25 protein-coding genes, 1 tRNA gene and 1 pseudogene are annotated in these 24,990 nt (G+C 46.1%); 14 read left to right on the plus strand and 13 right to left on the minus strand.

The genetic code is table 11. The annotated features are described in order from the left end of the window. Positions 1–26 precede the first annotated feature (26 nt). From K8U60_RS05995 to rpiA, 9 genes and pseudogenes are all read left to right on the plus strand, one after another. The gene (locus tag K8U60_RS05995; protein WP_223635756.1) at positions 27–1,028 is read left to right on the plus strand and encodes a LacI family DNA-binding transcriptional regulator; all 1,002 of its coding nucleotides are present in this window, start codon (positions 27–29) and stop codon (positions 1,026–1,028) included. Between the two features lie 32 nt (positions 1,029–1,060). After that, positions 1,061–1,711: a 3-hexulose-6-phosphate synthase gene (gene hxlA / locus K8U60_RS06000; protein ID WP_223635760.1), complete on the plus strand. Its 651-nt coding sequence runs from the start codon at positions 1,061–1,063 to the stop codon at positions 1,709–1,711. Then, positions 1,683–2,240, plus strand: coding sequence for a 6-phospho-3-hexuloisomerase (gene hxlB / locus K8U60_RS06005; protein ID WP_223635763.1), 558 nt, complete (start codon positions 1,683–1,685; stop codon positions 2,238–2,240). The genes hxlA and hxlB overlap by 29 nt, the downstream gene beginning before the upstream one ends. A gap of 67 nt (positions 2,241–2,307) precedes the next feature. Then, positions 2,308–3,339 (plus strand): TRAP transporter substrate-binding protein, encoded by a 1,032-nt coding sequence (locus K8U60_RS06010; RefSeq protein ID WP_223635767.1) that lies wholly within the window; start codon positions 2,308–2,310, stop codon positions 3,337–3,339. A 97-nt stretch (positions 3,340–3,436) separates the two neighbouring features. Beyond that, positions 3,437–3,892, plus strand: coding sequence for a TRAP transporter small permease (locus tag K8U60_RS06015; RefSeq protein ID WP_223635770.1), 456 nt, complete (start codon positions 3,437–3,439; stop codon positions 3,890–3,892). Next, complete coding sequence (locus K8U60_RS06020; protein WP_223635773.1) at positions 3,889–5,181, plus strand: TRAP transporter large permease; 1,293 nt, start codon at positions 3,889–3,891, stop codon at positions 5,179–5,181. Before K8U60_RS06015 ends, K8U60_RS06020 begins: the two co-directional genes overlap by 4 nt. A gap of 29 nt (positions 5,182–5,210) precedes the next feature. Continuing rightward, positions 5,211–5,498, plus strand: coding sequence for a cupin domain-containing protein (locus K8U60_RS06025; RefSeq protein ID WP_223635775.1), 288 nt, complete (start codon positions 5,211–5,213; stop codon positions 5,496–5,498). 49 nt (positions 5,499–5,547) lie between these two features. Next, positions 5,548–5,685: pseudogene (locus K8U60_RS06030) on the plus strand (hypothetical protein); the annotation flags it as partial. A 67-nt stretch (positions 5,686–5,752) separates the two neighbouring features. Next, positions 5,753–6,448: a ribose-5-phosphate isomerase RpiA gene (rpiA, locus tag K8U60_RS06035; RefSeq protein WP_223635777.1), complete on the plus strand. Its 696-nt coding sequence runs from the start codon at positions 5,753–5,755 to the stop codon at positions 6,446–6,448. A gap of 242 nt (positions 6,449–6,690) precedes the next feature. Here rpiA and K8U60_RS06040 read toward each other — a convergent pair whose 3' ends face one another. The 7 genes from K8U60_RS06040 to K8U60_RS06070 all read right to left on the minus strand — a co-directional run bounded on the left by K8U60_RS06040 (position 6,691) and on the right by K8U60_RS06070 (position 12,565). Further along, positions 6,691–7,296: a polysaccharide deacetylase family protein gene (locus tag K8U60_RS06040; RefSeq protein WP_223635779.1), complete on the minus strand. Its 606-nt coding sequence runs from the start codon at positions 7,294–7,296 to the stop codon at positions 6,691–6,693. Between the two features lie 65 nt (positions 7,297–7,361). After that, positions 7,362–8,132 (minus strand): phosphonate ABC transporter ATP-binding protein, encoded by a 771-nt coding sequence (phnC, locus tag K8U60_RS06045; protein WP_223635781.1) that lies wholly within the window; start codon positions 8,130–8,132, stop codon positions 7,362–7,364. A 12-nt stretch (positions 8,133–8,144) separates the two neighbouring features. After that, a complete protein-coding gene (gene phnE, locus K8U60_RS06050) occupies positions 8,145–8,900 on the minus strand; it encodes a phosphonate ABC transporter, permease protein PhnE (RefSeq protein ID WP_223635783.1) in 756 nt (251 codons plus the stop codon). A gap of 11 nt (positions 8,901–8,911) precedes the next feature. Then, positions 8,912–9,814, minus strand: coding sequence for a phosphate/phosphite/phosphonate ABC transporter substrate-binding protein (gene phnD / locus K8U60_RS06055; protein ID WP_223635784.1), 903 nt, complete (start codon positions 9,812–9,814; stop codon positions 8,912–8,914). Positions 9,815–9,936: 122 nt separating this feature from the next. Further along, positions 9,937–10,986, minus strand: coding sequence for a selenide, water dikinase SelD (selD, locus tag K8U60_RS06060; RefSeq protein ID WP_223635786.1), 1,050 nt, complete (start codon positions 10,984–10,986; stop codon positions 9,937–9,939). 50 nt (positions 10,987–11,036) lie between these two features. Continuing rightward, positions 11,037–12,032: a glycosyltransferase gene (locus tag K8U60_RS06065; protein WP_223635788.1), complete on the minus strand. Its 996-nt coding sequence runs from the start codon at positions 12,030–12,032 to the stop codon at positions 11,037–11,039. Between the two features lie 436 nt (positions 12,033–12,468). Then, a tRNA-Sec gene (locus tag K8U60_RS06070) sits at positions 12,469–12,565 on the minus strand. A 160-nt stretch (positions 12,566–12,725) separates the two neighbouring features. On the opposite strand from K8U60_RS06070, the gene selB reads away from it, so the two are divergent. The 3 genes from selB (at position 12,726) to K8U60_RS06085 (ending at position 17,310) form a co-directional block, all read left to right on the plus strand. After that, positions 12,726–14,630 carry a selenocysteine-specific translation elongation factor gene (gene selB / locus K8U60_RS06075; RefSeq protein ID WP_223635791.1) on the plus strand — a complete coding sequence of 635 codons (1,905 nt, stop codon included), beginning with the start codon at positions 12,726–12,728 and terminating at the stop codon, positions 14,628–14,630. After that, positions 14,627–16,027, plus strand: a complete 1,401-nt coding sequence (selA, locus tag K8U60_RS06080) for an L-seryl-tRNA(Sec) selenium transferase (protein WP_223635793.1) — start codon at positions 14,627–14,629, stop codon at positions 16,025–16,027. Before selB ends, selA begins: the two co-directional genes overlap by 4 nt. 140 nt (positions 16,028–16,167) lie before the next feature. Next, on the plus strand, positions 16,168–17,310 hold the full coding sequence (locus K8U60_RS06085) for a glycerate kinase (RefSeq protein ID WP_223635796.1): 1,143 nt from the start codon (positions 16,168–16,170) through the stop codon (positions 17,308–17,310). Between the two features lie 52 nt (positions 17,311–17,362). On the opposite strand, the gene K8U60_RS06090 is transcribed toward K8U60_RS06085, so the two are convergent. Next, positions 17,363–17,896, minus strand: coding sequence for a hypothetical protein (locus tag K8U60_RS06090; RefSeq protein ID WP_223635799.1), 534 nt, complete (start codon positions 17,894–17,896; stop codon positions 17,363–17,365). Between the two features lie 350 nt (positions 17,897–18,246). Between K8U60_RS06090 and K8U60_RS06095 the strand changes: the two genes are divergently transcribed. Further along, entirely contained in the window at positions 18,247–19,542 is a 1,296-nt protein-coding gene (locus K8U60_RS06095; protein ID WP_223635803.1) for an MFS transporter, read from the plus strand. Between the two features lie 64 nt (positions 19,543–19,606). After that, positions 19,607–19,738: a hypothetical protein gene (locus K8U60_RS19035; RefSeq protein WP_263298578.1), complete on the plus strand. Its 132-nt coding sequence runs from the start codon at positions 19,607–19,609 to the stop codon at positions 19,736–19,738. A gap of 571 nt (positions 19,739–20,309) precedes the next feature. Here K8U60_RS19035 and K8U60_RS06100 read toward each other — a convergent pair. The 5 genes from K8U60_RS06100 to cysK form a co-directional block, all read right to left on the minus strand. Next, positions 20,310–21,026, minus strand: coding sequence for a 3-ketoacyl-ACP reductase (locus K8U60_RS06100; protein ID WP_223635806.1), 717 nt, complete (start codon positions 21,024–21,026; stop codon positions 20,310–20,312). A 144-nt stretch (positions 21,027–21,170) separates the two neighbouring features. After that, positions 21,171–22,160: an ABC transporter substrate-binding protein gene (locus K8U60_RS06105; protein ID WP_223635809.1), complete on the minus strand. Its 990-nt coding sequence runs from the start codon at positions 22,158–22,160 to the stop codon at positions 21,171–21,173. Positions 22,161–22,226: 66 nt separating this feature from the next. Beyond that, entirely contained in the window at positions 22,227–22,982 is a 756-nt protein-coding gene (locus K8U60_RS06110) for an ABC transporter permease (protein WP_223635812.1), read from the minus strand. Continuing rightward, positions 22,966–23,754, minus strand: a complete 789-nt coding sequence (locus tag K8U60_RS06115; RefSeq protein WP_223635815.1) for an ABC transporter ATP-binding protein — start codon at positions 23,752–23,754, stop codon at positions 22,966–22,968. The genes K8U60_RS06110 and K8U60_RS06115 overlap by 17 nt, the downstream gene beginning before the upstream one ends. Before the next feature lie 266 nt (positions 23,755–24,020). Next, positions 24,021–24,941, minus strand: coding sequence for a cysteine synthase A (gene cysK, locus K8U60_RS06120; RefSeq protein ID WP_223635818.1), 921 nt, complete (start codon positions 24,939–24,941; stop codon positions 24,021–24,023). Positions 24,942–24,990 lie beyond the last annotated feature (49 nt).

A 24,990-nucleotide genomic window follows, 5' to 3' on the forward strand; every position in this document is an offset into this window, starting at 1 on the left:
CTTAAATAAGTTTGGAGAAGATTCAAATGAAATCAATTACGATGGCGACAGTTGCTCAACATGCACAAGTTTCAAAAAGCACCGTTTCCCACTTTTTAAATGGCCGGTATGGGCATATGAGTGAGGAAACGAAACAAAGAGTTGAAAACGCGATTAAAGAATTGGATTACCGGCCGAATATCTTAGCAAGAAGCTTAAAGCAAAAAACTACAACGACAATTGGAGTTATTGTAGCGAATAGCCTGCACACTTTTTCGGCACAAGTAATCAGATCGATTGAAGATATTTGCAATCAGACAGATTTTCATCTGATTGTCTGCAATGCAGATAACGATTGCATCAAAGAAAGAAAATACATTGACATGCTGCGTGCCAAGCAAGTTGATGGCATGGTCATTATCCCCACCGGCCATAATGAAGACATTTATAATGATATGGTCCAAAGCAATTATCCGGTAGTCTTTGTGGATCGCATATTACCCAATGTTTCCATTCCGTCAGTCATGGTGAACAATGAGATGGCTTCGAGATTAGCAGTCCAACATTTTATCGATATGGGTTATCAGAGAATCAGTATTATCACAAATGAAATTGATGCTGTGATCCCTCGAATTGAGAGGATTGTAGGACATCGAAAAACCTTGGAAAGCAATGGAATAACTATAGAAGAAGATTATATTAAGGCATTAGAAATCAAGCAGGTTCAACAAGGTGTCAAAGAATTATTGGCGCTTGACGATCCACCTCAAGCGATTTTAGCCGGAAACGATCTAACCTTGATTGAAATTCTAAAGTATTTAAAAAGCCAAAATTTGCAAATTCCAAAAGATATAGCGGTAATTGGAATTGATGACGTTTCGTTTGCCTCTTTTTTTGAACCAGCATTGACCATCGTAGAGCAGCCCGCAGCTGAAATTGGAAAAAAAGCTGCAGAACTCTTAATGGAAAAAATTCAAAAGGCAGATAAAGTAGATCAGGAGAAAATTCATCGTTTTGAGCCTAAATTAGTCATCAGAAACTCCTGTTGAGATCTAACTTATTCTGAAGAAAGGATGATTAGATGAAATTCCAGTTGGCTCTAGATCGCTTAACAAGAGAAGAATCCTTTGCGATTCTGCATGAAACAGCTCCTTATATTGACTGGATTGAAGTAGGGACAGGTGTTATTAAGCAATATGGAATGGCAATTGTCCGAGAGATTAAAGAAGCCTATCCCGATAAGATTTTGGTGGCAGACATGAAAACATGCGATGCCGGTAAACACGAAGCACTCCAAGCTTTTGAGGCAGGAGCGGATATTACAACGGTTATGGCTTTTTCAGCTAACAAGACAATTTCGGATGCCTTGGGAGTAGCAAAAGAATTAAATAAACGCGTCATGATCGATTTATTGGGAGTGACTGATCCGGACCGCCTTAAGGAATTGCAAAGTATGGGAGTCGAGCTTGTCGGTTTGCATCATGGAAAGGATATGCAGCTCGAAAAGGAAATGAGTGGAGACCTGTTAAAGCTGGCGCAAGGATTAACGGGTATGGAAATAGCAATAGCAGGAGGAATCAACAAAGAATCACTCTCTTCTTTATTGGATAAAAAGCTTACTGCTGTAATTATCGGGAGTGCCATTACAAAGGCTGCAAATCCGGCACAGGAAGCAAAAGAGATGAAGGAGGCGGCAGAGCATTTTGAAATCAATCATACAAAAAGTAGCTGATGAAATTTCAATGGTTTTATCGAATGTCAAAGAAGAAGAAGCGGTCCAACTTTCGACTCAGCTAAAAGAGGCAAAGCGGATTTTCGTTTATGGAGAAGGGCGATCAGGCTTGATGGGCAAAGCCTTCGCAATGCGGCTGATGCACGGTGGGTTCCAGGTTTTTGTAGTTGGCGAGACGATCACTCCAAGTATTGAAGAGGGAGATTTGCTGGTCGCTATTTCGGGATCGGGATCGACAGAAGCTATCCTTCAATTTGCTTCAAAGGCTAAAGAGTCAGGAGCAAAGGTTTCCCTGGTGACAACCAACAAAGAATCCAAAATCGCAGCGATTTGTGACTGCGTATTGAATATTCCAGCCGCCACTAAACATCGTCGGCCGGAAGAGCCTGCAACAATCCAACCACTCGGAAATCAATTTGATCAATCTGTCCATCTTGTACTGGATGCCATTATAATCGGAACATTAGAGGGGAATGGAAATAAAGATATGCATGAGGAAATGACCAGACGGCATACAAACTTTGAATAACAGGTAATCTATGGCTATGTAACAGGACATGGGAGATTTAAGGACTTCAAAATAAGGGGGAAAAGATATGAACAAGAAGATGAAAAAGTTTCTAGTTTTGCCATTGGTTTTAGCAGCAGCATTAACAGGATGCGGAAGTGAAGAATCAGCAGGTGGAGACGGTGGGGCACCAGAGAAAATTAAACTGATTGCAGCGCATAACCAAACATCACCGGATAATCCATATCAGGTCGGGTTATTAAAATTCAAAGAAGTGGTGGAAAGCGAATCTGATGGAAATATTGAAGTGGAAGTACATGCCGGGACAATCGGGACAGAAGAATCCGAATTAGTGGAAAAACTGAAATTAGGGGCAGCAGATGTTGTTTTGGTATCTCCAGGATTTATGACTCAAACAGGTATTAAAGAGGTCGATCTATTCGCTCTTCCTTATCTATTTGACAGCTACGAGCATTGGGAACAAGTGGTTGATGGTGAAGTTGGAGAAGAAATGGCGACTATCGTCAATGAAAAATCGAACAATGATTTTAAAATCGTAGGATATTGGTCTGCCGGTGTAAGACATTTCTATGGCAAAAAACCGCTTGAATCCATGGATGAATTAAACGGAATGACAATCAGAACTCAGACTTCTGGTGTGGTTTCTGATTACTGGAAACAAGCAGGAGCAGTACCTACTTCTGTGGCTTGGGGCGAATTGTATCAGGCTCTGCAACAAAACGTAGTTGATTCATCAGAAAACTCGTATCCTTATTTCGTTCAGCAAAACCACCATAAAACGGACAATGGGAAATACGTGACAGAAACAGCGCATGATTACACAACAAGATTTTTATTGGTAAACGGAAATGAATTTGATTCTTATACGCCTGAACAGCAAGAAATTATTACAAAAGCAGCTGAAGAGTCGGTTCAAGCTGAACGGGAAGCTTTGCTTGCACAAGAAGATGAATACAAAGAAATCGCAATCACTGATGGTGCCGAAATCGGAGAAATTGATACAGCACCATTTGCTGAATTAGCGAAGCCGCTTCAGGAACAGGCAGCCAAAGACATCGGGGCAGAAGAAATGTATCAAAAGATTGTAGAGCAAAAATAATTCTATGATTGTTAAAAGGGAGAAACAGCTTGTCTATTCTCCCTTTTAATTTTTATGAAAGGATGGTTCCATGATAAAGGTCTTAGAGAAGGCGCAAATGACGTTTGGAGTAATAACCTTATCGATATTTTTTATTGCTATCATCATTCAAATTGTATCCAGACACATGGGTGTTGCCATTATATGGACTGAAGAAGTGGCGAACTATTCATTTATTTGGTCTATCTTTATGGGAGCAGCCGTCATGGTCAACCAACGAGAACATTTCAGCTTTGATTTTTTAACGATTAAGTTGAAAGGCAGAAAAAAGACGGTATTGGTATTGGTGATTGACACAATCATTTTACTTTTTGCGCTGGCTATTTTATATTTCGGGATTGAAGCGGCACAAACTTTTTGGGATTATAATTGGGTCGCCCTGCCCGAAATGAAAATGGGCTATGTTTGGATTTCGTTGCCGATTATGGGCTTCACCATGGCCGTTTATACGCTTGGCCATCTCTTCAACGGCTTTAAAGACCTCAGAAATCTGAAAAGGGGGGCTGATGCATGATTGGCATTTTACTTGTTCTGATCTTTCTGGTCCTTATGTTCATCGGTGTCCCCATCGCTTTTGTTATTGGAATTGTTTCATTTATCGGTGTCTTGAGTATTGAAACCCTCCCTGAAGTAACCGTGCCGATAAGAATGCTGAACGGCATCGATTCTTTTGTGCTGTTGGCTGTACCGTTATTTATCCTAGCCGCAAATTTAATGAATCACGGGAAAATTTCACAAAAACTGATTGATTTATCTCTTTCAGTAGTTGGCCATATAAGAGGGGGATTGGCTCATTCCAATATTCTGGTATCCATGATTTTTGCTGGAGTCTCTGGTGCAGCACAAGCCGATACAGCAGGAGTCGGAAAAATACTGATTCCGAATATGAAAAAGCAGGGCTATGACACAGAAACTGCAGTGGCGGTTACAGCAGCCTCTTCTACAATCGGTGTCATCATCCCTCCGAGTATTCCGATGATCATCTTTGCGGGATTAACAAATGCTTCGATTGGTGCATTGTTCTTGGGCGGTATTGTCCCGGGTATCTTGATTGGTGTTGGGATGATGACATTCATTTACATCATGGCTCTGAAAAGAGGCTATCCACGATCTGAAAGAGCGTCTATGGGAACATTCTTAAAACTGGTTTTCGAAACACTGCCAGCCTTGTTGACGCCGGTAATCATTATCGGCGGTATTATTACAGGTTTCTTTACTGCAACAGAAGCTGCAGCAGTAGCCTCTCTTTATACATTGGTAATCAGTATGTTTTATTATAAAACCTTGAAGGTAGCTGATTTACCGGGAATCTTGAAAGACACTTTGGCGTTGAGTTCGCTATCGCTATTTGCCCTAGCGGCAGCAAGTGCTCTTGGTGAATTAATGAGCTATTACCAATTATCAGTTGTAGCTCAGCAATTCTTTGTCGATCATATAGGAACTAAATGGCTGTTCATTTTGATCATCATTGCTTTTTTCCTGTTTATCGGCACCTTCATGGATGCCATCCCAGCGATGATTTTGTTTGTTCCCATCATTTTACCGACAGCTACCTTATTCGAAATGGATCCAGTCCATTTAGGGTTAATCGTCGTTATGACTTTAGCGATCGGTTTAATCACCCCACCCTATGGGTTATGTCTGTTGCTAGCTGCAAAAATTGGTGGTTTGAGCATAGAGCGATCTTTAGTGGCGGTATTGCCTTACATCTTGATTGTTATCGTGGTACTGCTATTCGTGGCTTTCTTCCCGGATATTGCATTTTTTATACCGAAAATGATTAACCCGGGTCTATTCTTATAAAATACACTCAATAAAGAAAGGACGATTTTATGGTTTCAAGAGAAGTATTATCGAGCACTGGTTCACTTATGCTTGTAAGAGTGCACCTGGCAGAAGGTTTTAGAGGAGACGTGGATCAGCACCCGCAAGAGCAGATCAGTTATATCGAAAAAGGTATTGTAGAGTTTGGAGTAGGCGGTAAGAAAAAAATCCTGCACAAAGGGGATACCCAATATATTCCGTCTAATGTAAAACATCAAGTAAACGTGATTGAGGAATGTGTCATCTTGGATGTTTTTACTCCTGTGCGTCAAGATATTCTTGACCAGCAGAACTAAGTATAAAAAAGGAGAGAGCAGTCTCTCCTTTTTTTCAATTTAGGCCAATTACGAACGAAATCTCCAGCTGAAGAATCTGCTATTGGATCCGTATTTCGATAATTATCGATCAGCTAATATACCAGCAGTTCTATGGCAGATACAAAGAGATTACTTTGGTGCTGATACTTACAGAAAAACTGATTAAGAAGGTTCTTTCCATACAAATCAGTCTAAAGCGGATCAATAGCAAATTCAAAAGAGGAGTGGAAATCATGGCAGACATGATAGATGAAAAGAAAAAAGAAGTCGGAGAAAAAGCGGTTGAATACATTAAAGACGGCATGGTATTGGGATTAGGATCTGGCTCCACCGTTTATTGGATGTTGAAGAAACTGGGGGAACGTGTAAAGGAAGGGATGACTGTCAAAGGGGTGTCGTCCTCTTTAAGAACTGAAGAATGGGCGAAAGAATTCGGCATTCCCTTAACTACGCTTTCAAAAGCTCGTCGCCTGAATTTGGCTATTGATGGAGCAGATGAGGTGGATCCTTCCTTTCATTTAACTAAGGGAGGAGGAGGGTCATTGCTTCGGGAAAAATTGGTGAATGATGCAGCTGAACAATTGATCATCGTTGTGGATGACAGCAAATTGGTTAATCAACTTGGAGCATTTCCATTGCCAGTTGAAATCGTTCCATTTGGTTGGGAAAATACTGCAGAAAAAATAGCCGGCTTGTACTGTCAGCCGAAGCTCAGAAGAGAAAACGATGAAATCTTTATCACTGATAACGGCAATTATATTGTGGACTGCCAATTCAATGAAATAGTTGATCCAACTGCACTTCATCAAAAGTTAAAACTGATTTTAGGAGTGGTTGAAACGGGCTTATTCATCAACATGACGGATATCGTCCTGGTAGGTGGAGAGAGTGGAGTGCGAATACTCGAAAAGAAGGAACAGCGTGAGTGAGATAGATGTATTTACTTTAGAGGGAAAGAGGGCTGTCTATCAAGCTGAACTAACGTAATCGTTTGAATACGTACAATTTCCGAAGCGTATTGGTGAGCAGAAAGTATGTAGCGATTGGCTTAAGTCGTTTAAGTTATAAAGTCGGTTGGATCAGTAAATAAATAGAAGACGAAAAGAAGTTGATTACCTACAAGCATTGTTCCTAAAAAAATCAGCACCAGTTTTTTACCGGTGCTGATTTTTTATTTGTTTTCAGAAGGCAACAGCGAAAAGCTGTAGCCTTGTTCTTTGATGGTTTTAATCAATTGAGGCAGTACGGCAACGGTCTGCTCTAATTCATGAAGCAGAATGATGGCCCCGTCCTCCAGGTTTTCTGTAGCATACCGAATGATTTGGCCGGGATCGTCTTTCAGTTCCCAGTCCATTGAAGCAATGCGCCACATGACAGTCGTTAAGCCCAGCGCCTGTGCTGCCTTTAAAGTGTGGCTGTTGAAACGCCCATAAGGAGGACGGAAATGGACAACCGGTGTGCCGGTTGTCTTTTCAATACGCTGAACGCTGTTGCGGATATCCTGATACTGCTCTTCGTAGGAAAGTTGCACCAGGTTTCGATGTTTCATGGAATGTGTTCCGATGATATGGCCTTCATCGAGCACGCGCTGCCACGGTCTAGCGGGGTAGAGCAGACGCGATTGCCAAAAGAACATGGCTTGCACATTTTCCTGTTTCAGGATATCCAGAATTTGCGGCAGTACTTTGCTTGGGCCGTCATCAAAACTGAGAACGACGGATTTGTTGCTGTGCAATCGATTGGATGTAATGATTTGCGGATGAGTAGAGTCGTACACGACCCTGGATTGATCAACTGCTCATGGACTTTTAATCATGCAGAACATCTCCTTTCGCTTCGCTGTTAAATGCCAGGATCGAAAAAAGCGGGTTGCGGATCAGCTGTATAGGTTTGACGGTATTCCGCATCGGAGAATTTTTCAGGTGGACCATCAAAAATAAGTTTTCCGTCTTTCAAGGCCAGAATGCGGGTAGCATAGCGCTTTGCCAACTCAATATCGTGAACATTGATGATTGTCAGCAAGTCCAAACGTTCATGCATTTCCGTCAGTAAAGTAAAGATATGGTTGGAAGTGCCGGGATCGAGGCTGGCGACCGGTTCATCCCCAAGCAGGACTTTGGGCTGTTGGGCAAGCGCACGGGCAATGCCGACACGCTGTTTTTGGCCGCCGCTCAGCTGTTCCACTTTCCGGTAAGCCATTTCCGTAAGGCCGACATCTGCAATGACACGCTTAGCCAAGGCCAACTCGTCTGCAGTGAACCAACCGATCAAATTTTTAAAAGAAGAACGGTAGCCGAACATGCCGGTCAGCACATTCTGCATGACGCTCAAACGCGGAATCAGGCTGAAATGCTGGAAGATCATCCCGGTTTCACGACGTACTTTTCGCAGGTTTTCTTCAGTATGGATAGAGATATCCTCACCGTCAAAGTAAATTTTTCCGCCGGTCGGTTTTTGCAATCCATTGAGACAGCGGATGAACGTCGATTTTCCTGCACCGCTTTTACCCAGTACACAGACGAAATCGCCTTTTTCAAGTGAGAGGCTGATATCAGTCAGTGCTTCTACTTTTGTATCCGGATAATGTACAGACAGGTCTTTCACTTGTATCATATAGCCACTCCTTTAAATGACGCGATTTCGAATGGTGCTGGCTAAAAAGTCGATGGCGATCACCATGATCATAATAATCAGGACGTCCAGCGAAACGGAAGAGTATTGGAAAGTTTTAAAGTCATTGAACAGGCGTTGGCCGATTCCACCGCCGCCTATAAAGCCCAGGATAAGCGATGTACGGATGGCGACTTCAAAACGATAGAAAAATTGGGACAGGACGTTCGGCCAGATTTGCGGAAGAATGCTGAACAGATTAGCCAGCCATTTCTTCGCGCCCACTGCCCGCATAGCTTCCTGAGGGCCAGGGTCGGCAGCTTCAATCAATTCAGAGACCAGTTTTCCAAAGACACCAACATTATGGAACATGATGGCGATAACTGCTGGAAAAGGTCCAAGTCCCAGGGTCGTCAATAGAATCAGACCAAATACGATTTCAGGGATCGAACGCACAAAACTGAGTGCCACACGGGTGAAATGGAAGAGGGACTTGGATGGCGCCGTATTGCGCGCCGCAATGAAACTGATCGGCAATGCGATCAATAAACCAAAAACACTGCCAAGAAAAGCCATTGCTAAAGTCTCGAGTGTATCTTCCACCATACCTGGAAGCTTGGAAAAGTCCATCGGCCACCATTGAGACAGAAAATCGATCATGTTGCGGAAATCCCTGAACTTGGACAAGTCGAATTCCGTAATCCGCATACTGAAATAAACCAGCACAAGGACGATTATTACTGTGATGAAATTACTTTTTTTAAACCACAAGCTGATCAACTCTATTCTTCAATGATACCTTGCTTTATAGCGGCTTGTTTGATGCTTTCGTAATCGGCATTAGTAGCTTCAGTAAAACCGGTAGCGCCAAATGCATCAAGGATTTCAGGATCTTCTATTGCTAAAAATGCTTCGCGAAGTTTTGCGACAGTTTCGTCATCTGTGCTTTCAAGAACGGCCCATGGATACTGGAACAAAGGCTCTGATTTCCAGATGATCTTTAGTTGTTCTCCATCAATTTTGCCTGATTCCAGCAGCTGATTGTAAATAGCGCTGTCAATGGCACCCGCATCGACTTGCTTGTTTTGAACAGCAAGCGCAGTTGCATCATGCGAACCGGTAAAGCGAACAGTCTCAAATTGATTTTCCTGTTCAGACTCGTATACTCCGCGGTCCTGCAATTCAATTGAAGGAATCAATGAACCGGAAGTGGAATTCGGGTCACCGAAAGCGAACTGGACTTCACCCGGATTCTCCAATAATTCATCTAGTGAAGTAGCAGGATTGTCGGTGTGGGTGATGACATACGCATTGTAGAATGGCTCGCCGTCCACCAACTGAGTGATGATTGCCTTGGCATTGCTGTTTGCTTCTGCAATGACGTACGTTAAAGGCCCAAGGTAAGCCATATCGATCTGGTCGTAATTCATTGATTCTACGACACCATTATAGTCTGGGTAAACTTCAATTTCGACTTCGCGGTCCAATTCTTCGCTCAGGATGGTTTGCAGTTTATCCATGGCCGTTTGCATTTCGCCCTCTGTCTGGGCAGGAATTACGCCGATTGTAAAGGGCTCTTCGTTGCTGGACCCTGTTGAACTTTCAGTATCAGTTGAATCGTCTCCACATGCTGACAGGAATAATGCCAGCAAAAGTACAGAAATCGTTAAAATCCATTTTTTCAATACAAGCACCTCTTCATGTTTTGGTATGTAGCTGAGCGTAATAAAACAAGGACCCCCATAGAGTCCTTGTCCAAAGCTTAACTATTGCTACTTTTAAGCTTTTCTTCTTTAATCAGCAGTTCTTATTTTACGTGAATCCGACCAGCATTTTCACTTGTCACATTCCCGATGATGGCGGATTGGACGTTGTTTTTCAGCAATTCGCCCTGCAAGGCGTCAGCTTCGGCTTCCGGTACTGAAATCAGCAGACCGCCGGAAGTGACTGCATCGCATAAGATCAATTGATCGATTTCGCTGATGTTCTCTGCATAATCGATGTCATCTGCAAGCCATTGGCGGTTTTTGCGTGTGCCGCCAGGAATGACGTTTTGTTCCGCAAGCTCTTTGGCACGTGAAAGGACAGGGACATCTTGGTTATACACTGTAACGCCGACTTTGCCGCCTTTGGCGATTTCCATCGTGTGGCCGAGCAGCCCAAATCCAGTAACATCTGTGCAGGCATTGACGGTGTATTTTTCCATCACTTCTGCCGCAGTTTTGTTCAAGGTGGCCATGACATTCATCACTTCATCCAGGTCTTCTTTTTCCAGAATCCCTTGTTTGATGGCAGTGGTCAAAATACCGACACCAATCGGTTTGGTCAAAATGAGGCGATCACCCGGCTTTGCACCTGCATTGGAGCGGATGCGGTCGGGGTGGATGGTACCTGTGACGGAAAGTCCGAATTTAGGCTCCTGATCGTCAATCGAATGGCCGCCCACCAAGGTGGCGCCAGATTCTTTGACCTTATCGGAAGCACCGGCCAGGATGTCGGCTAAGATGCTTTTATCCAAGGTGTTGATCGGAAACGCGACGATGTTCATGACAGTCAAAGGCTTGCCGCCCATGGCATAAACATCACTCAAAGCATTGGCCGCACCAATTTGGCCGAACATATAAGCATCGTCTACAATTGGAGTAAAGAAATCCAAAGTTTGGACCAATGCGGTTTCATCATTAATTTTATAAACTCCTGCATCGTCAGCTGTTTCCAGACCGACCAGCAAGTTTGGATCATCTACATTTTTCGGTAAGTGACGCAGAACCTGCGCCAGGTCCTCAGGACCAATTTTGCAGCCTCAACCGCCTTTTGTAGATAAAGAAGTTAATCTCACTGTTTCTTTTTCAACCATGTCAATCTCTCCTTTTCAAATTCCTATTCTATTATACAGGGTAATTTTTTTTAGTTTACAATCCCTTGATAAACTTTCAGCAAAGTCTCGGCTTCGCGTTCGCTTGAATGATGCTGTCTCACATAAGCTTTAGCGGCTTGGCCAATACTTTCCCTTATTTTGTTATTATTCATGAGCTTTTCAGCATAATCAAGGAATTCGTTTCGGGTTTTGTATAAAAACCCTGTTTCCCCATTGGAAATGATGCTGCTGTTGCCGGGAATGTCTGAAGCCAGCACTGGAAGAGCATAGCCCATCGCCTCTAAAATGGTGGCCGGCTGACCTTCCGACAGCGAGGTATTCAATACAACATCCGTCTCCCGATAAACAGAACCCATGTCTTCATGTGGTACTTGTCCAAGGTAACGGATCCACTCTTTGTGGCGTTCGACAAGTTCAAGTACAACTTGGCCTTCCTTTTCTTCAAGCACAGGTCCGACAAGCCAAAGTCGAAGCTGCGGATAATGCTGGCGAAGGTCATGGAGCATCGAAATTGCTGCGGGTATATTCTTCACTTTCCGGATACCGGCAGGCAGGAAAAATAAAAAGCTATCGGGTTCTTTCTTGAAAAGTGAAACTCCTGAAAGAGAAGCCTGATTTCCCTGGGGCATGATGAAGATTTTGCCGGCAATCCCGGAAACTTCCTTTACCAGGAGTGCTCTGGCTTTCTCATCAAATACATGGATGGCTTTTGCTCCGTTTAAGGAAGCCAGAACATCCTCCCGTTTATCCGGATTAAATAGGTCTTGGTTCAAATCGGTTCCTGTGATGGTCACCATGTAATGAGGCGGCTGGCGATCCAACTTTTGCAGAAATTTATAGAAATTATAGGCATGGAATCCATGAACGATATCAGCAGCAGGGAATGTATGGATGGCGTTCTCGTCTGTTGTCGAAATGATTTCCGTCTCCATACCCAGCATTTTGAGGTTGTCTGCTATGCGTTGAACCGTTATGGTATTTCCGCGCAGTTGTGGGTAATTCGGTGAAGCTAAAACAATTTTCATCTTCTTCATCCTTTGATCCGACAATTTGGCGTTTGAACACTTCCGCTCCATTGAATTATCCTAAAACAAAGTAAGTTTGTCACTTAAGTCGTCTTTCGTTTCATTAAAAAAAGATTGCCGGCAGGGCAATCTTTTTAACCTTGTTTTTTGTGGTTCTACTGTACGGGCGCTTCAGCATTTCTGTTGTCTAGCTTCAGCGCCCAGTCCCTCGGGGTCTTAAGCCAAACCGGCAGTGTGACAAAGAAACGCCACACAACCGATTCGACTTAAGCCTGTCGGGGCTCGACAGGCGCTTCAGCTTTTCTGTATGTCCAGCTTCGGCACCCAGATTCTTGGGCATAAGCCACTCTGGCTGTGCGGCTGAAAACATGCCGCTTCGCCAGCGCGTCTTATGCCCGTCGAATCTACACGGGTGCCTCAGCATTTCAGTATGTATTGGCGGGATTGTGTGGGAATCGAACCCACCGAGCCTGGCACGCAGGCCCCTCAGGGTTTTGAAGACCCAGGAGGACACCAGTCACCCATCCAACCCCAGGATATTGTCGGCCGACCTGTACAAGTTTATACCGAAAAAAAGATCTGCGCAAGAACAGCGCTCGGGTAAAACGGTGAAGAGCGGAGTTCAGGCTTGAAACAGCCTTTGCTGAAGACTAAAGTAAAGGGAGAAGCGATTAGAGAAGGCGTGTGAAAAAGATGGAAGAACGATATTTTACAATCGGCATGGCCGGCCATATTGATCATGGCAAAACCAGTTTGACGAAAGCTTTGACGAATGTCGACACGGACCGATTGAAAGAAGAGAAGGAACGAGGCATTTCCATTGAATTGGGCTATGCGCCGTTGCAGCTGGAAGATGACGTCTTTGTATCGATTGTCGATGTGCCGGGACATGAACGGTTTATTCGCCAGATGATTGCAGGTGTTGCGGGAATCGATTTGGTGGTTCTGGTGGTGGCGGCGGACGAAGGCATCATGCCGCAGACTGAAGAGCATCTGGAGATCCTGCAGTTTTTAGGTGTGGAACGCTGCATCGTAGCCATATCGAAAATGGACCGGGTCGATGAAGTGATGCTTGAATTGGTGACGGATGATATTAAGGAAAGGTTAGCGGGAACCGTGTTTCATGAGGCGCCCTCTATTGCACTTGATAGTCTTTCGGGTACAGGGATCGATGAATTGAAGCAATTGATTTTAACGGAATTGAAATCAACTGATTTCCGTGACGCTTATGGTTCCTTCCGTTTGCCGATTGACCAGGTTTTTACGGTCCAGGGACAAGGGACGGTCGTTAGGGGGACTGTCTATGAAGGTGTCGTCCGGAAAGCGGCTCAGCTGATGGTTTTGCCGGCTGGGATTCCAGTGAAAGCGAGGCAAATTCAAGTGCATCATGAGGAATGCGAAAAGGCAAGAGCCGGACAGCGGACGGCCATCAACCTCGGCGGCATCGAACGGACAGCCGTGAAGCGAGGAGATGTGCTGGTGGATTCGGAGCATTTTCTCGTAACAGATACCATTGATGTTGCTTTGCAGGTGATTGGCCGGAAGTTTGCGCCTCTTAAACAGCGGACAGCTGTCAGGCTTCATATCGGTACGTCTGAAGTGATGGGCAAAATTGTCTTTTTTGACCGCAATGAGCTGGCGAGCACACAGGACGAAGTGTTATGCCAAATCCGCTTGGATGAAAAAATTGTGGTACGCAGGGGGGACCGGTTTATTTTGCGGCGACCAAGTCCAATGGAGACGATTGGAGGCGGCTGGGTCATTCAGCCGAATGGCGGCAAGTACAAGTTCGGCAAAGAGACCATCACTATGCTTCGCCATCAGCAACAGGGGACGCCAGAGGATTTAGTGGCGGATGCCCTCAGCAAATCCCTTCTGCTCGACCAGCAGCAGCTGATGCAGCAGACTTCCCTGGATGACGGCATCTTGAATGAAACTTTGGCGGAAGGCTTGGCTTCTGGTGTCTGGCTGGAGATACCGCGCCAAGGCTATAGCTTGACCAAAACGTTCATTAAAATAAAAGACGAGTTATTGGCAAGGCTGTGGCAGTTTCATGGAGACTTTCCGATGCGAAAAGGCATAGGCAAAGCTGAACTGATCCAATCAGTTGCGGCTGCTTATCCGAAACCCTTGCTTGAGTTCAGTCTGAATTTATTGATGGAGCAACATGAACTGCAGCGATCCGGCCAGTTTGTAGCTCTGGCTCTTTTCGAACCGCATCTTCCAAAAAAATGGCGTGCACGAATGGAGCAGGTAATCGGCTCTCTGGAAAAGGATGGCTTCCAGGCGGAAAAATGGGAAGCGTATTTTGCAGGCAGTCCATTGCCGAAGCCGGAAATTGCAGAACTGACAGCCTATCTGCTTGAAAGCGGCCAGGCCTATCGCTTGAGGGAAGATACACTTATCCACCGTACGGCTTTTGAACAAGCTTTAAACCAGCTGCGAACGAATACAGGAGCTTCTTTTGATTTGAAGCAGGCGAAAGAGATCCTTAATTTATCGAGGAAATACATGATACCGTTTTTGGACTTGTTGGATGAACTGAATTTTACAAAACGGTCAGAAGATCAGCGTTACTGGATGGAGGAAAAGCTATGAAACAGTATTTGCGGCAGTTGCCGGCAATCCATGAATTGCAGAAAGACCCGCGCTTTGAAGACCTGAAAAAAGATTTCAGCTTAAGTGGCGCGCAGCTGACGGACTTTCTGCAGCAGGAAGTCGGCAGGCTGCGGCAAAGCTTGCTGGCAGAAGAGTGGGCGAGTGAAGAGCTTGGCCCTGATTTTACAGGCCAGCTTTTCAAGTCAGTGGAAACCCGGGTAAGCAAGTGGCAGGAAGATCGATTGTCACGGGTGATCAATGGAACGGGGACAGTCTTGCATACCAACTTGGGACGGTCCCGCTTAAGCGATGCGGCAATCGCCCATGTGGCAAAAACAGCAGCGAATTACTCCAACCTTGAATATCGTTTAATGGAAGGAAGCCGCGGGTCGCGCCACGCCATCATCGAAGATTTATTGTTGGAAGCAACAGGTGCAGAAGCGGCAATGGTGGTCAATAATAATGCAGCGGCAGTATTTCTGATTTTGAGCGCATTGGCCAAAAAACAGGAAGTCATCGTTTCCCGCGGCCAATTGGTTGAAATCGGCGGCTCTTTCCGAGTGTCCTCCATCATGGAAGAAAGCGGCGCAGAGCTCGTTGAAGTGGGGACGACCAATAAGACGCATCTATTCGATTACGTAAATGCAGTGGGCGAAGAAACCGCCATGATCATGAAAGTGCATACCAGCAATTTCAAAATGATCGGCTTTACGGAAACAGTGGAGACATCCGAATTGGCTGAACTGGCGGGGAAACACCCGAATCTCATCTTTTATGAAGATTTGGGGAGCGGCGCGCTTTATGATTTTAAAAAACATGGCATTGGCGAGGAGCCGCTTGTCCGTGAAGTGATCCAGAGCGGTGTGGACCTTGTTTCGTTCAGTGGCGATAAGCTGCTCGGTGGTCCGCAGGCTGGATTGATCGCCGGCAGGAAAGAACTGATCGATCAATTGAAGAAACATCAATTGGCGCGTGTTTTGCGGGTGGATAAAATGACGCTGGCAGCACTGGAAGAAACCTTGAAAAGCTATTTGTCGGGCCCGGAGAAAATCATTGAACTGCCCACTGTCCGCGATATCATCCGACCAGCTGAAGACATTAAGATTCAAGCACAGTCGTTTTTAAGCAGTTTGCGCTCGGATTCCCGTAATTATGTCGGTGAGCTTCAGAAAAGCACCTCCCAAATAGGAGGAGGCACCATGCCGGGAGTGGAAATCCCCACCTATATTGCGGCGATTACACACAGGACTTTAAGTGCTGAACAATTAGCAGCCCAATTAAGGGAGGCAAAGCCGGCAATTGTAACGCGAATCCAGGAAGAACGGGTATGCATTGACTTTCGGACCATTCATCATTCCGAGATGGAAAAGTTACTTGCAGGATTCCTCGCCTTGTGACGGAATGGCTATCAGCTTCTGTTAAGAGGTAAGGCGGCTATCGCAGATTTTTGCGATAGCCGCTTTTTGCTGTGGAGTGAATTTTAGAGGGATTAGTTCTATAATCTACAATATAGCGCGTTGCATAGGAGGCAGATCCAGTGAAGATTTTGATAGCACCTGATTCATTTAAAGGGAGCATGACAGCGATAGAAGCAGCCAGGGCAATGGCTGAAGGGGTTCAGGAGGCATCTCCAGAAGCAGAGGTGGTTTTACTGCCGGCAGCTGATGGCGGAGAAGGCACATTGGCTACCCTGGTCGCTTCAACTGGTGGAAAAACGATTGGAACAGTAGTGGAAGATCCACTCGGACGGAAAATTACAGCGCAGTATGGCGTACTCGGAGACCAGGAAACCTGCGTGGTGGAGTTGGCAGAGGCATCTGGACTGACTCTACTGGCCGGAGAGGAACGAAACCCGTTGCTTGCTTCAACCTATGGTACCGGTGAACTGATTGCTCGCGCACTGGATGCCGGCTACCGGAAGTTCATCATCGGCCTTGGCGGCAGTGCAACCAATGATGCAGGAATCGGCATGCTTCAGGCATTGGGCATGAAGTTTATAGATGCCAATGGCGTGGAATTGGGCCCTGGAACTGTGGCGCTGAATGGTTTATCGAAGATTGACCCACATGGATTTGATCAACGCATCATGGAAAGCCGGTTTTTGATTGCCAGTGATGTCGAAAATCCTTTGATCGGACCTCTAGGTGCATCAGCCGTCTTTGGGCCGCAAAAAGGGGCGACACCTGAAATGGTGCAGACGCTCGACGCAATCTTAACGAATTTCGCGGATATTGTTGAGCGCTTTACCGGTACAGCGCTGCACCATAAAAAAGGAGCAGGTGCTGCCGGCGGTGCAGGAGGGGCTTTCCAGGCATTCTTTTTAGGAGAGATCAGACGGGGAATTGATGTGGTGCTTGAAGTGATGAATTTTGAAGAGCAGTTGCTTGATGCTGATCTGGTGTTGACAGGAGAAGGAAAAACCGATGTCCAGAGCTTGTCTGGAAAAACGCCGATTGGCATTGCGGAATTGGCCAATCGCCACGGGAAACCGGTCGTCCTAATTTCGGGAATGATCGACGAAACAGACAGAGACCAGCTATCTCCTTATTTTGCAGAAGTCCATGCTGTAGCGGATGATGGAATTTCACCGGAAGAATCCATGGCGAATGCCTATGACTATATGAAAATGAAAACAAGGAATGTGATGGAGAGCTACTTTAAGAAAATCAAACGCCAGTAATCTTAAAAGGTGAATCGGTAAATAATCGATTCACCTTTTTGGATGGTTGCGGTCATTGGTTCAGAACAGGGTGTTCCGTGTAGTCGAAAACGATGTCGGGGAGGATGGAAGGTTCGACATTGCCCCAAATCAATTGGTCGCGCGTTGCTTTGTCCATCCGAAAAGACATGACGCTTTTATCGTTTACATCGTTTTGGGAATCTTCCACAGGAAAAATCCACGAAATGGAGATATCGTTCAATTTGCTGATGTCTGACAAGGGAGCCAGTATAGCTATGGCTTGCTGCCACATAGCCTGTTTTGTTGAAACCATCGTAAATCCTTTATCGGCATTTAAGGCAAGTTCCACATTCCAGCCCTCTGAAACTCGGGAAACCGAAATTCCGTCAATGCGTTTTTTGTCCAGGTTGTTCTTCTCTCCAAGTTGTTGGGTGATGATAGCCTGCAAATCAGCTTTTAGGCTTTTTGCTTCCTGTGATTCGCTCTTCAACAGCCAACCACTCACGGCAATCAAAATGACGAATGCCACGGCTAACCACATCCAACTGGCAGAGCGCTGCAGTTTCTTTTTGTTTGCTTCAGCCATTATTCCAGCCACTCCATTCGGGTCATTGCTGATTTCATTATAAAGAGAAATTTCAATCAGTGGGGGTTTTCTTCATCCCTCACTGATTGTTAGTTGATCCAATCGGACTTTTACGGTCAGTTGATCTCTCGCTTATAGAAGCGGGAGTCTTACTGCCCGTTAAAACGGGATAAAGGTAGATACGGATATGGAAAAACAGCTTTTAGTGTTCATTAGCCTCTTTTTTTAAAAAGTTCATGGCGACTATATGGAAAACCGTTATACTGAAAAAAGAATATGGATTTATTCTTTGAGCCAATTTTAAAATTATTCAGAAGAAAAATGTAGTTACCATGAAATGAGGAAACGTCATGAGGCAATCTGACAAACAGCAGGCGATGCTGCAAAGCTATATTGAATCACCTGAAAAGGTCAGGGGGCTTTACCGCCGCACCTTATGGATCGTTGTACTGTCACAAATTTTCGGCGGAGCAGGGCTGGCTGCAGGAGTAACGGTCGGCGCACTTCTCGCACAGGACATGCTTGGCACGGATCGCTTCGCCGGTGCTCCGGTTGCTTTGTTTACCCTGGGATCGGCAGCGGCAGCGCTCCTCATCGGCCGGCTGTCCCAACGCTTCAGCCGGCGTACCGGTTTGGCTTCAGGTTTTCTGGCCGGAGGAGTTGGTGCAATTGGAGTAGTGGCCGCGGCCTTATCCGAAAATGTATTTCTGTTGTTTGTGTCCTTGTTGATCTACGGAGCAGGAACCGCCACCAATCTGCAGGCGCGTTATGCAGGCACAGACCTGGCAACTGTAAAACAACGGGGAACGGCCATCAGCATTGCGCTGGTTTCAACGACCTTTGGTGCGTTTGCCGGGCCGAACCTGATCGGTGTTATGGGCCGGTTTGCTGAGTCCATCGGCATTCCGGCTTTAGCGGGCCCTTTTATCTTAGCGGCAGCAGCGTATAGTTTGGCGGGAGTGGTCTTGCTGATTTTCCTGCGTCCCGATCCATTGCTGGTTTCAAAAGCGATAACGGAGCATCAGCAAAGGCTTGAAGTGAACACGCCAGACATGGAACCGCTGGCTGCGGCTTCCATCAATAAAAAAGGCGTCGTGCTCGGGGCAACCGTTATGGTGCTGACCCAATTGATCATGTTTGCGATTATGACGATGACGCCAATTCATATGGGGCATTATGGGCATGATCTTGGAGATGTGGGACTGGTCATCAGCATCCATATAGCGGCGATGTATCTGCCTTCGATCGTCACAGGCGTCCTTGTCGACAAGCTGGGACGTATTGTCATGTCGATAGCAGCCGGGGTGACATTCATGGCTGCTGGAATTGTGGCTGCGCTGGCGCCGAACGATTCCTTGTTTGTGCTGATTGTCGCGCTGGCTCTCCTTGGGCTTGGCTGGAATTTCGGGTTGATCAGCGGAACCACCCTCCTTGTCGATTCGACCCATCCATCTACCCGTGCCAAAACGCAGGGCACTGTTGATGTATTGGTTGCGCTCGCAGGAGCCACAGGCGGCGGGATTTCGGGACTGGTCATGGCACAGTCCAGTTACGCCGTGATGTCTTTGGGCGGCGGATTTCTTGCACTGATCCTGATACCGGTCGTACTTTGGTCTACAAAAAAGACGGTAAAGATGGATGCTTGAATAAGCTGAAATACAGCGTTTTAATTCTGTTTCTTACCTAAACTGAAAAGGGGTTTGTCTATCCATGGGGTTTCTTGTTACAGCCATCTTGCTGGTCTTTCTTTTCGATTTTGTGAAACTGCACAAACAAAACGACAAATTAATCGAACAAAATAAACAGGTGATTGAACTGTTGAAAGAAATAAAGGATAAATAGCCTTGAATAAAGCACTGAAAAAAAGCTCAGTCCACAAAAGTGGACTGAGCTTTTAGCTTGTAGACAAAAGAATATTGATGTCATTTAAAGAATGAACACACACTTCATCATGTTTATACCGGATCCTGCGCTTCAGGCGGACGCTTTCCGCGGGCTCGCGCCGAACTAACTCGGACTAGCGCCCGAGTGGATTTCGGCACTTCGTCGCTCCCGCAGGAGTCGCCGCCTTGTGCTCCGGATCTTTGAGTGAAGGGTTTTCTAGATTTGTTAGGACTATTCTTTCTAGAACAGACTAGCAAGCTTCTCTCTTTGATTGAAGCAATACGCTTCCAAGCGGGCTGGCCACGAAGACTCCTGTGGGACAGCGAAAGCTGAAGACCCCGCAGGAAAGGCATTGGCCGAAATTTGTGAGGTCAAGCCTTTGCGACGAAGCTAGCGCAGCGATGCAGGAGCATGGGTTTTCCAGTGACGAGGAGCCTGAAGCTGAGCCCACGGAAAGCGAAGTGGCCGGACCGGTTGGGGATTATGCACCGCTATACATTTCGATCAGGCTTTTTTTAGAAGTCAACGCTTATGGATTTGTCGACCAAAGACCAGCCGATTTCAATAGAACGCGAGGGTGCAACTTCAATTGTGCAACCATCATTTCAGCAAGGTCTTCCGGCTGTACGACTTTGTCGGGATTGCCATCGGTCAGGTTTGCTTCAACTGCCAAATCAGTGGCGACAGTGCTTGGCGTTAAGGCGCTGACGCGGATATTGTGTTTTCTGACTTCCAGCATCAACGATTCCGTCAATCCCATAACGCCGAACTTCGAAGCACTGTAAGCACTTGTGACAGGTGCACCTTTTTGGCCGGCTGTTGATGAAATGTTGATGATATCACCAGCTTGACGCTCGATCATTTGCGGCAGTACAGCGCGGGTCACATAATATACACCCATCAGGTTGGTGTCGATAATTCCTTTAAATTCTTCAGGCGACAATTCGAGGAACTTGCCGAATTTGCCGATACCGGCATTGTTGATCAGAATATCGATGGTGCCAAGTTCAGCTAGTACATGCTCGACTGCTGCATTGACCGCTTCCGGGTCCGCTACATCAGCCACTGCAAATACTGTTTTGACTCCGTACTGTTCCAACTCCGCTGCAACTTTTTCCAAGTTTTCAGCCGTACGTCCGACCAATCCTACATTTATGCCTTCCGCTGCAAAAGCAATGGCTGTAGCACGGCCAATTCCTCTTCCAGCTCCTGTAATCAACGCATTTTTCCCTGTTAACTTCTGCATGTGAACCGCTCCTTTTAGTGTAAATCTAATCCATTAATCAGTGTAGCAAATTCCAATCGAAAAACCTTGCTCAAAAGCTCAGAGAGAGCAGACCAATAAAAGGACATAAAAAAACAGCAGAAAAAATTTCTGCTGTCGGTTGAATTATTGATCAAGAAATTGCGTATCCGTCAATAACGCAAAATCCGGCTGTTCTTTCAAGAACTTCAAGTCGAACGATGAATCACCGAATGCCTGGATTTCTTCAGGAGCAAGAGCGGTATCAAAAATCATATTCTCCCAAGCCCCATCAATGATGGAGGCTTCCAGCTTCTGGCCAGTGATGTCATCGATGGTGTTGATGGTGATTTCTTTTGCCTGGTCTGGATTTTCAGCGATGAATTTAGTCGCTTCTTTATGTGCGTCAACAATGCCTTGAACCGTTTCCGGATTTTCTTCAATCAACTTGCTTGAAGTCACCAGAACAGAAGCCGGCAATGTCGTGCCGAATGAAATCTCATCCGGTTCGATGATCACTTTTGCGCCTGTGTTTTGCTTCAGTACAGATGCCCAAGGTTCAGGGGCGACGGCAACGTCCACTTTTTCAGTAGCGAACATCGCTTCGTATTGAGCAGGGTTGCCTGTTTGGTGAAGCATCTCGCCGCCGATGCGGTTTGAAGTGATGCCGTGTTCTTTCATGAAGGTTTCAAATTGAACATCATGTGTGCAGCCGACGCGCGGCGTAATGAACGTCTTGCCTGCGAAATCCTCGATGGATTCAATGCCGCTGCCATTTCTCGCCATGACGACTGTACCACCTGAAGCACCGCCGGCAACCATGGTGACATCTGCGCCATTTGTGTAGTTGTTCATTGCGGGACCAGGTCCGACAAGGCCGGCATCGATATCACCGGTTTTCAATGCCGTCATAAAATCCGCGCCATCCGCGAAAGTCACGTATTCAACGGCTGTGCCGTCTTCAAGGTTCTTTTCATATAATTCCTGATCTTTTGCGACCATGGCCGGCACGTGGTCAAGGTTCGGGAAATAGCCGATTGTTACAGAAGATGAATCTTCGCTTGCGTCAGGTGAACCACAAGCTGCCAAAATACCGACCATCGCGACAGGTGCAATAAGTGAAAAAATACGTTTCATAAGATGAATTCCTCCTGTGTGTTGAAATAGTTATTCGTGATATGGCTTTGCTGCAACATTTAATTTTTATGTCTCCAATCCCCACCGCTTGAGGACGTTCTTTTCGATTCGCTGGAAAATCATCAGGTCGACGATTGCACCGACGACGCCGATGATGATCATCACGCCGATGACCAGTGACATATTGCCGAAATCGGATGCATAGCGCAGCGTATACCCGAGTCCGGGGCCGGAACTGAGAAGTTCTCCGGCCATCAACGCCCGCCAGGCAAATGCCCAGGCCAGGCGTGCACCCGTTACGAAATACGGAACAGATGCCGGAATGATCACTTTGATGAACAGATCCAGGCCGTTCGACCCCATGGTCCGTGCAGCTTTGATGAAGAGGGGATCGACGTTCTTGATGCCGGTCCGGACATTCAGGATCATGACGAATGTACCGCCCAAAATGACGACGAAAATGATGGAGCCTTCGCCAAGGCCGAACCACATCATTGCGAGGGGCAGCCAGACGATGCTTGGTACACTTTGTAAGGCGAGCACCAGGGTTCCAAGGGTTTCATCTGCCGTTTTCGAACGTGCCAGCAGAATGCCGATGCCGGTTCCGATGATGACAGCTGCAACCAAACCAATCAGCAGCCTGCGGAAACTCGCGATCAGGTCATAGACCAATGTCAGATCGGCAAATCCGGCCACCAGCGAATCGTAGACGCTGACAGGGGAAGGAAGGATGGTTTCGTGCCACAGTTCAAAGCGGGAACCCAGTTCCCAGAAGACGATGAGCGCGGCGAAAAAAATGATTCGTTTAACTGCCGGCTTCATATGCTTGCTCCTCGTCTATGACTTTATCGATTTCAGTTTTCAAGAGAGCCATGATCTGCTCTTCCAATGCAGCGATTTCCTGCCGGTGCTGTTCACGCGGACGGGGAATATCGACGGTGATGTCGGTCAAGATGGTTCCTGGCCGCGTCCCCATGACGATGATGCGGTCAGACAGTTTGATGGATTCCGAAATGCTATGGGTCACAAAGACGATGGTCTTTTTGGTATCGATCCAGATTTCCTCAAGCTGGCCGTGAAGGCGGCTTCTCGTCTGTTCGTCCAATGCCCCAAACGGTTCGTCCATCAACAAGACGGCAGGATCCATCGCCAATGACCGGGCAATCGATACACGCTGCTGCATGCCTCCGGATAATTCATGGGGATAATGGGAAGGATAATTGCTGAGCTGCACCATTTTCAAGAAATGATGAGCGCGCTCCAGGCCATCTTTTTTGGACATTTCTTTTCGTAAAGGAAACATGACGTTTTCCGTGACATTCATCCACGGAAACAGGGCGGCCTGTTGAAACACCATGCCCCGATCTTTTCCAGGCTTTACGACTTTCTTGCCGTCGACGATGATGACGCCTGAAGTTGAACTGACAAGTCCGGCAATCATCGACAACAAGGTGGATTTCCCACAACCGGAAGGTCCGAGGATGGAAACAAATTCTCCTTTTTGGATTGATAGGTCGATGTCTTTTAATACAGTATTTGGCTTATCATTTTTATCGAAGTACACTTTGTTGATTTTCTTGGCTTCAATGAACATAGTTGGCCACCGGTAATAAAACCTACCTTTCCTATCGGATAATATTATTAAAGTATAGTAGAATGATAAGGATTGTCAAGATGAAGATGCTGAAAAAACAGTTTTTTGCTCGGCGCACCAATATGCCAGCATGGTGAAGGATTTTTGTTCTACTATAGGCTAAGCTATATTCCAAGTGTCTGGAGATGGTTCTAGCAAAAGTAAAATAAAGGCAGACCCTTAAATTTCAGGGTCTGCCTTTATGATAAGGAAGAAATTTCACACTTCTATTCGTCGAATAGGTTCATGCTTAAATACCGTTCACCCGTATCAGGAGCGATGCATAAGACTTTCTTGCCTGTCCCCAGGCGTTTAGCCAGTTCGATTGCTGCGTAGATGGTGGCGCCGGCAGATGGTCCGACGAAAATTCCTTCTTCCCGTGCAACTCTTTTAAAGATGTCGATTGCATCGTCATCATTGATTGCCATAATTTCATCGTATACTTCAGTATTGAGAATATCAGGAATGAATCCTGGGCTGGTACCGACTAATTTATGCTTGCCGGGTTTTCCGCCGGATAGTACAGGAGATCCTTTCGGCTCCACGACCGCAACGTAAAGTTCCGGAAGATGTTCTTTTAAGGTTTCCCCAGTGCCTGTGATGGTGCCCCCGGTTCCGGCAGACGCCACGAATGCATCCAGTTTGCCGTCCATTTGCTCGAGAATTTCCATTGCAGTGGTGGTGCGGTGGATATCTGGATTCGCTTTATTTTCGAATTGTTGAGGGATGAAGCTGTTCGGAATTTCTTTCTGCAGCTCCAGCGCTTTGCTGATTGCACCGGGCATCTTGGCATCGCTTGGTGTCAGCACCACTTCAGAGCCGAATGCCTTCAATAAATTGATGCGTTCTTTCGTGGCGTTATCCGGCAATACCAGGATAGACCGGTAGCCTTTTGCAGCAGCGACCATTGCGAGGCCGATGCCTGTATTGCCGCTTGTCGGTTCAATGATGGTAGCGCCTTTTTGGATCAGTCCTTCTTTTTCTGCTACTTCGATCATGTTGAAGGCAGCACGATCTTTGACACTTTTGGATGGGTTGAACATTTCCAATTTGACGAAGACATCAGCTGCACCTTCTGGAAGGATGCGGTTCAGTTTTACAACCGGCGTATCGCCGATCAATTCGATGATATTATTATATGGTTTCATGTAGGAGACAACCTTTCTCAAGTTATGGAATTTACAGCTTCTTTTTTCT

Source organism: Planococcus circulans, assembly GCF_020023385.1.
In the GTDB taxonomy this organism is placed as follows: domain Bacteria; phylum Bacillota; class Bacilli; order Bacillales_A; family Planococcaceae; genus Planococcus.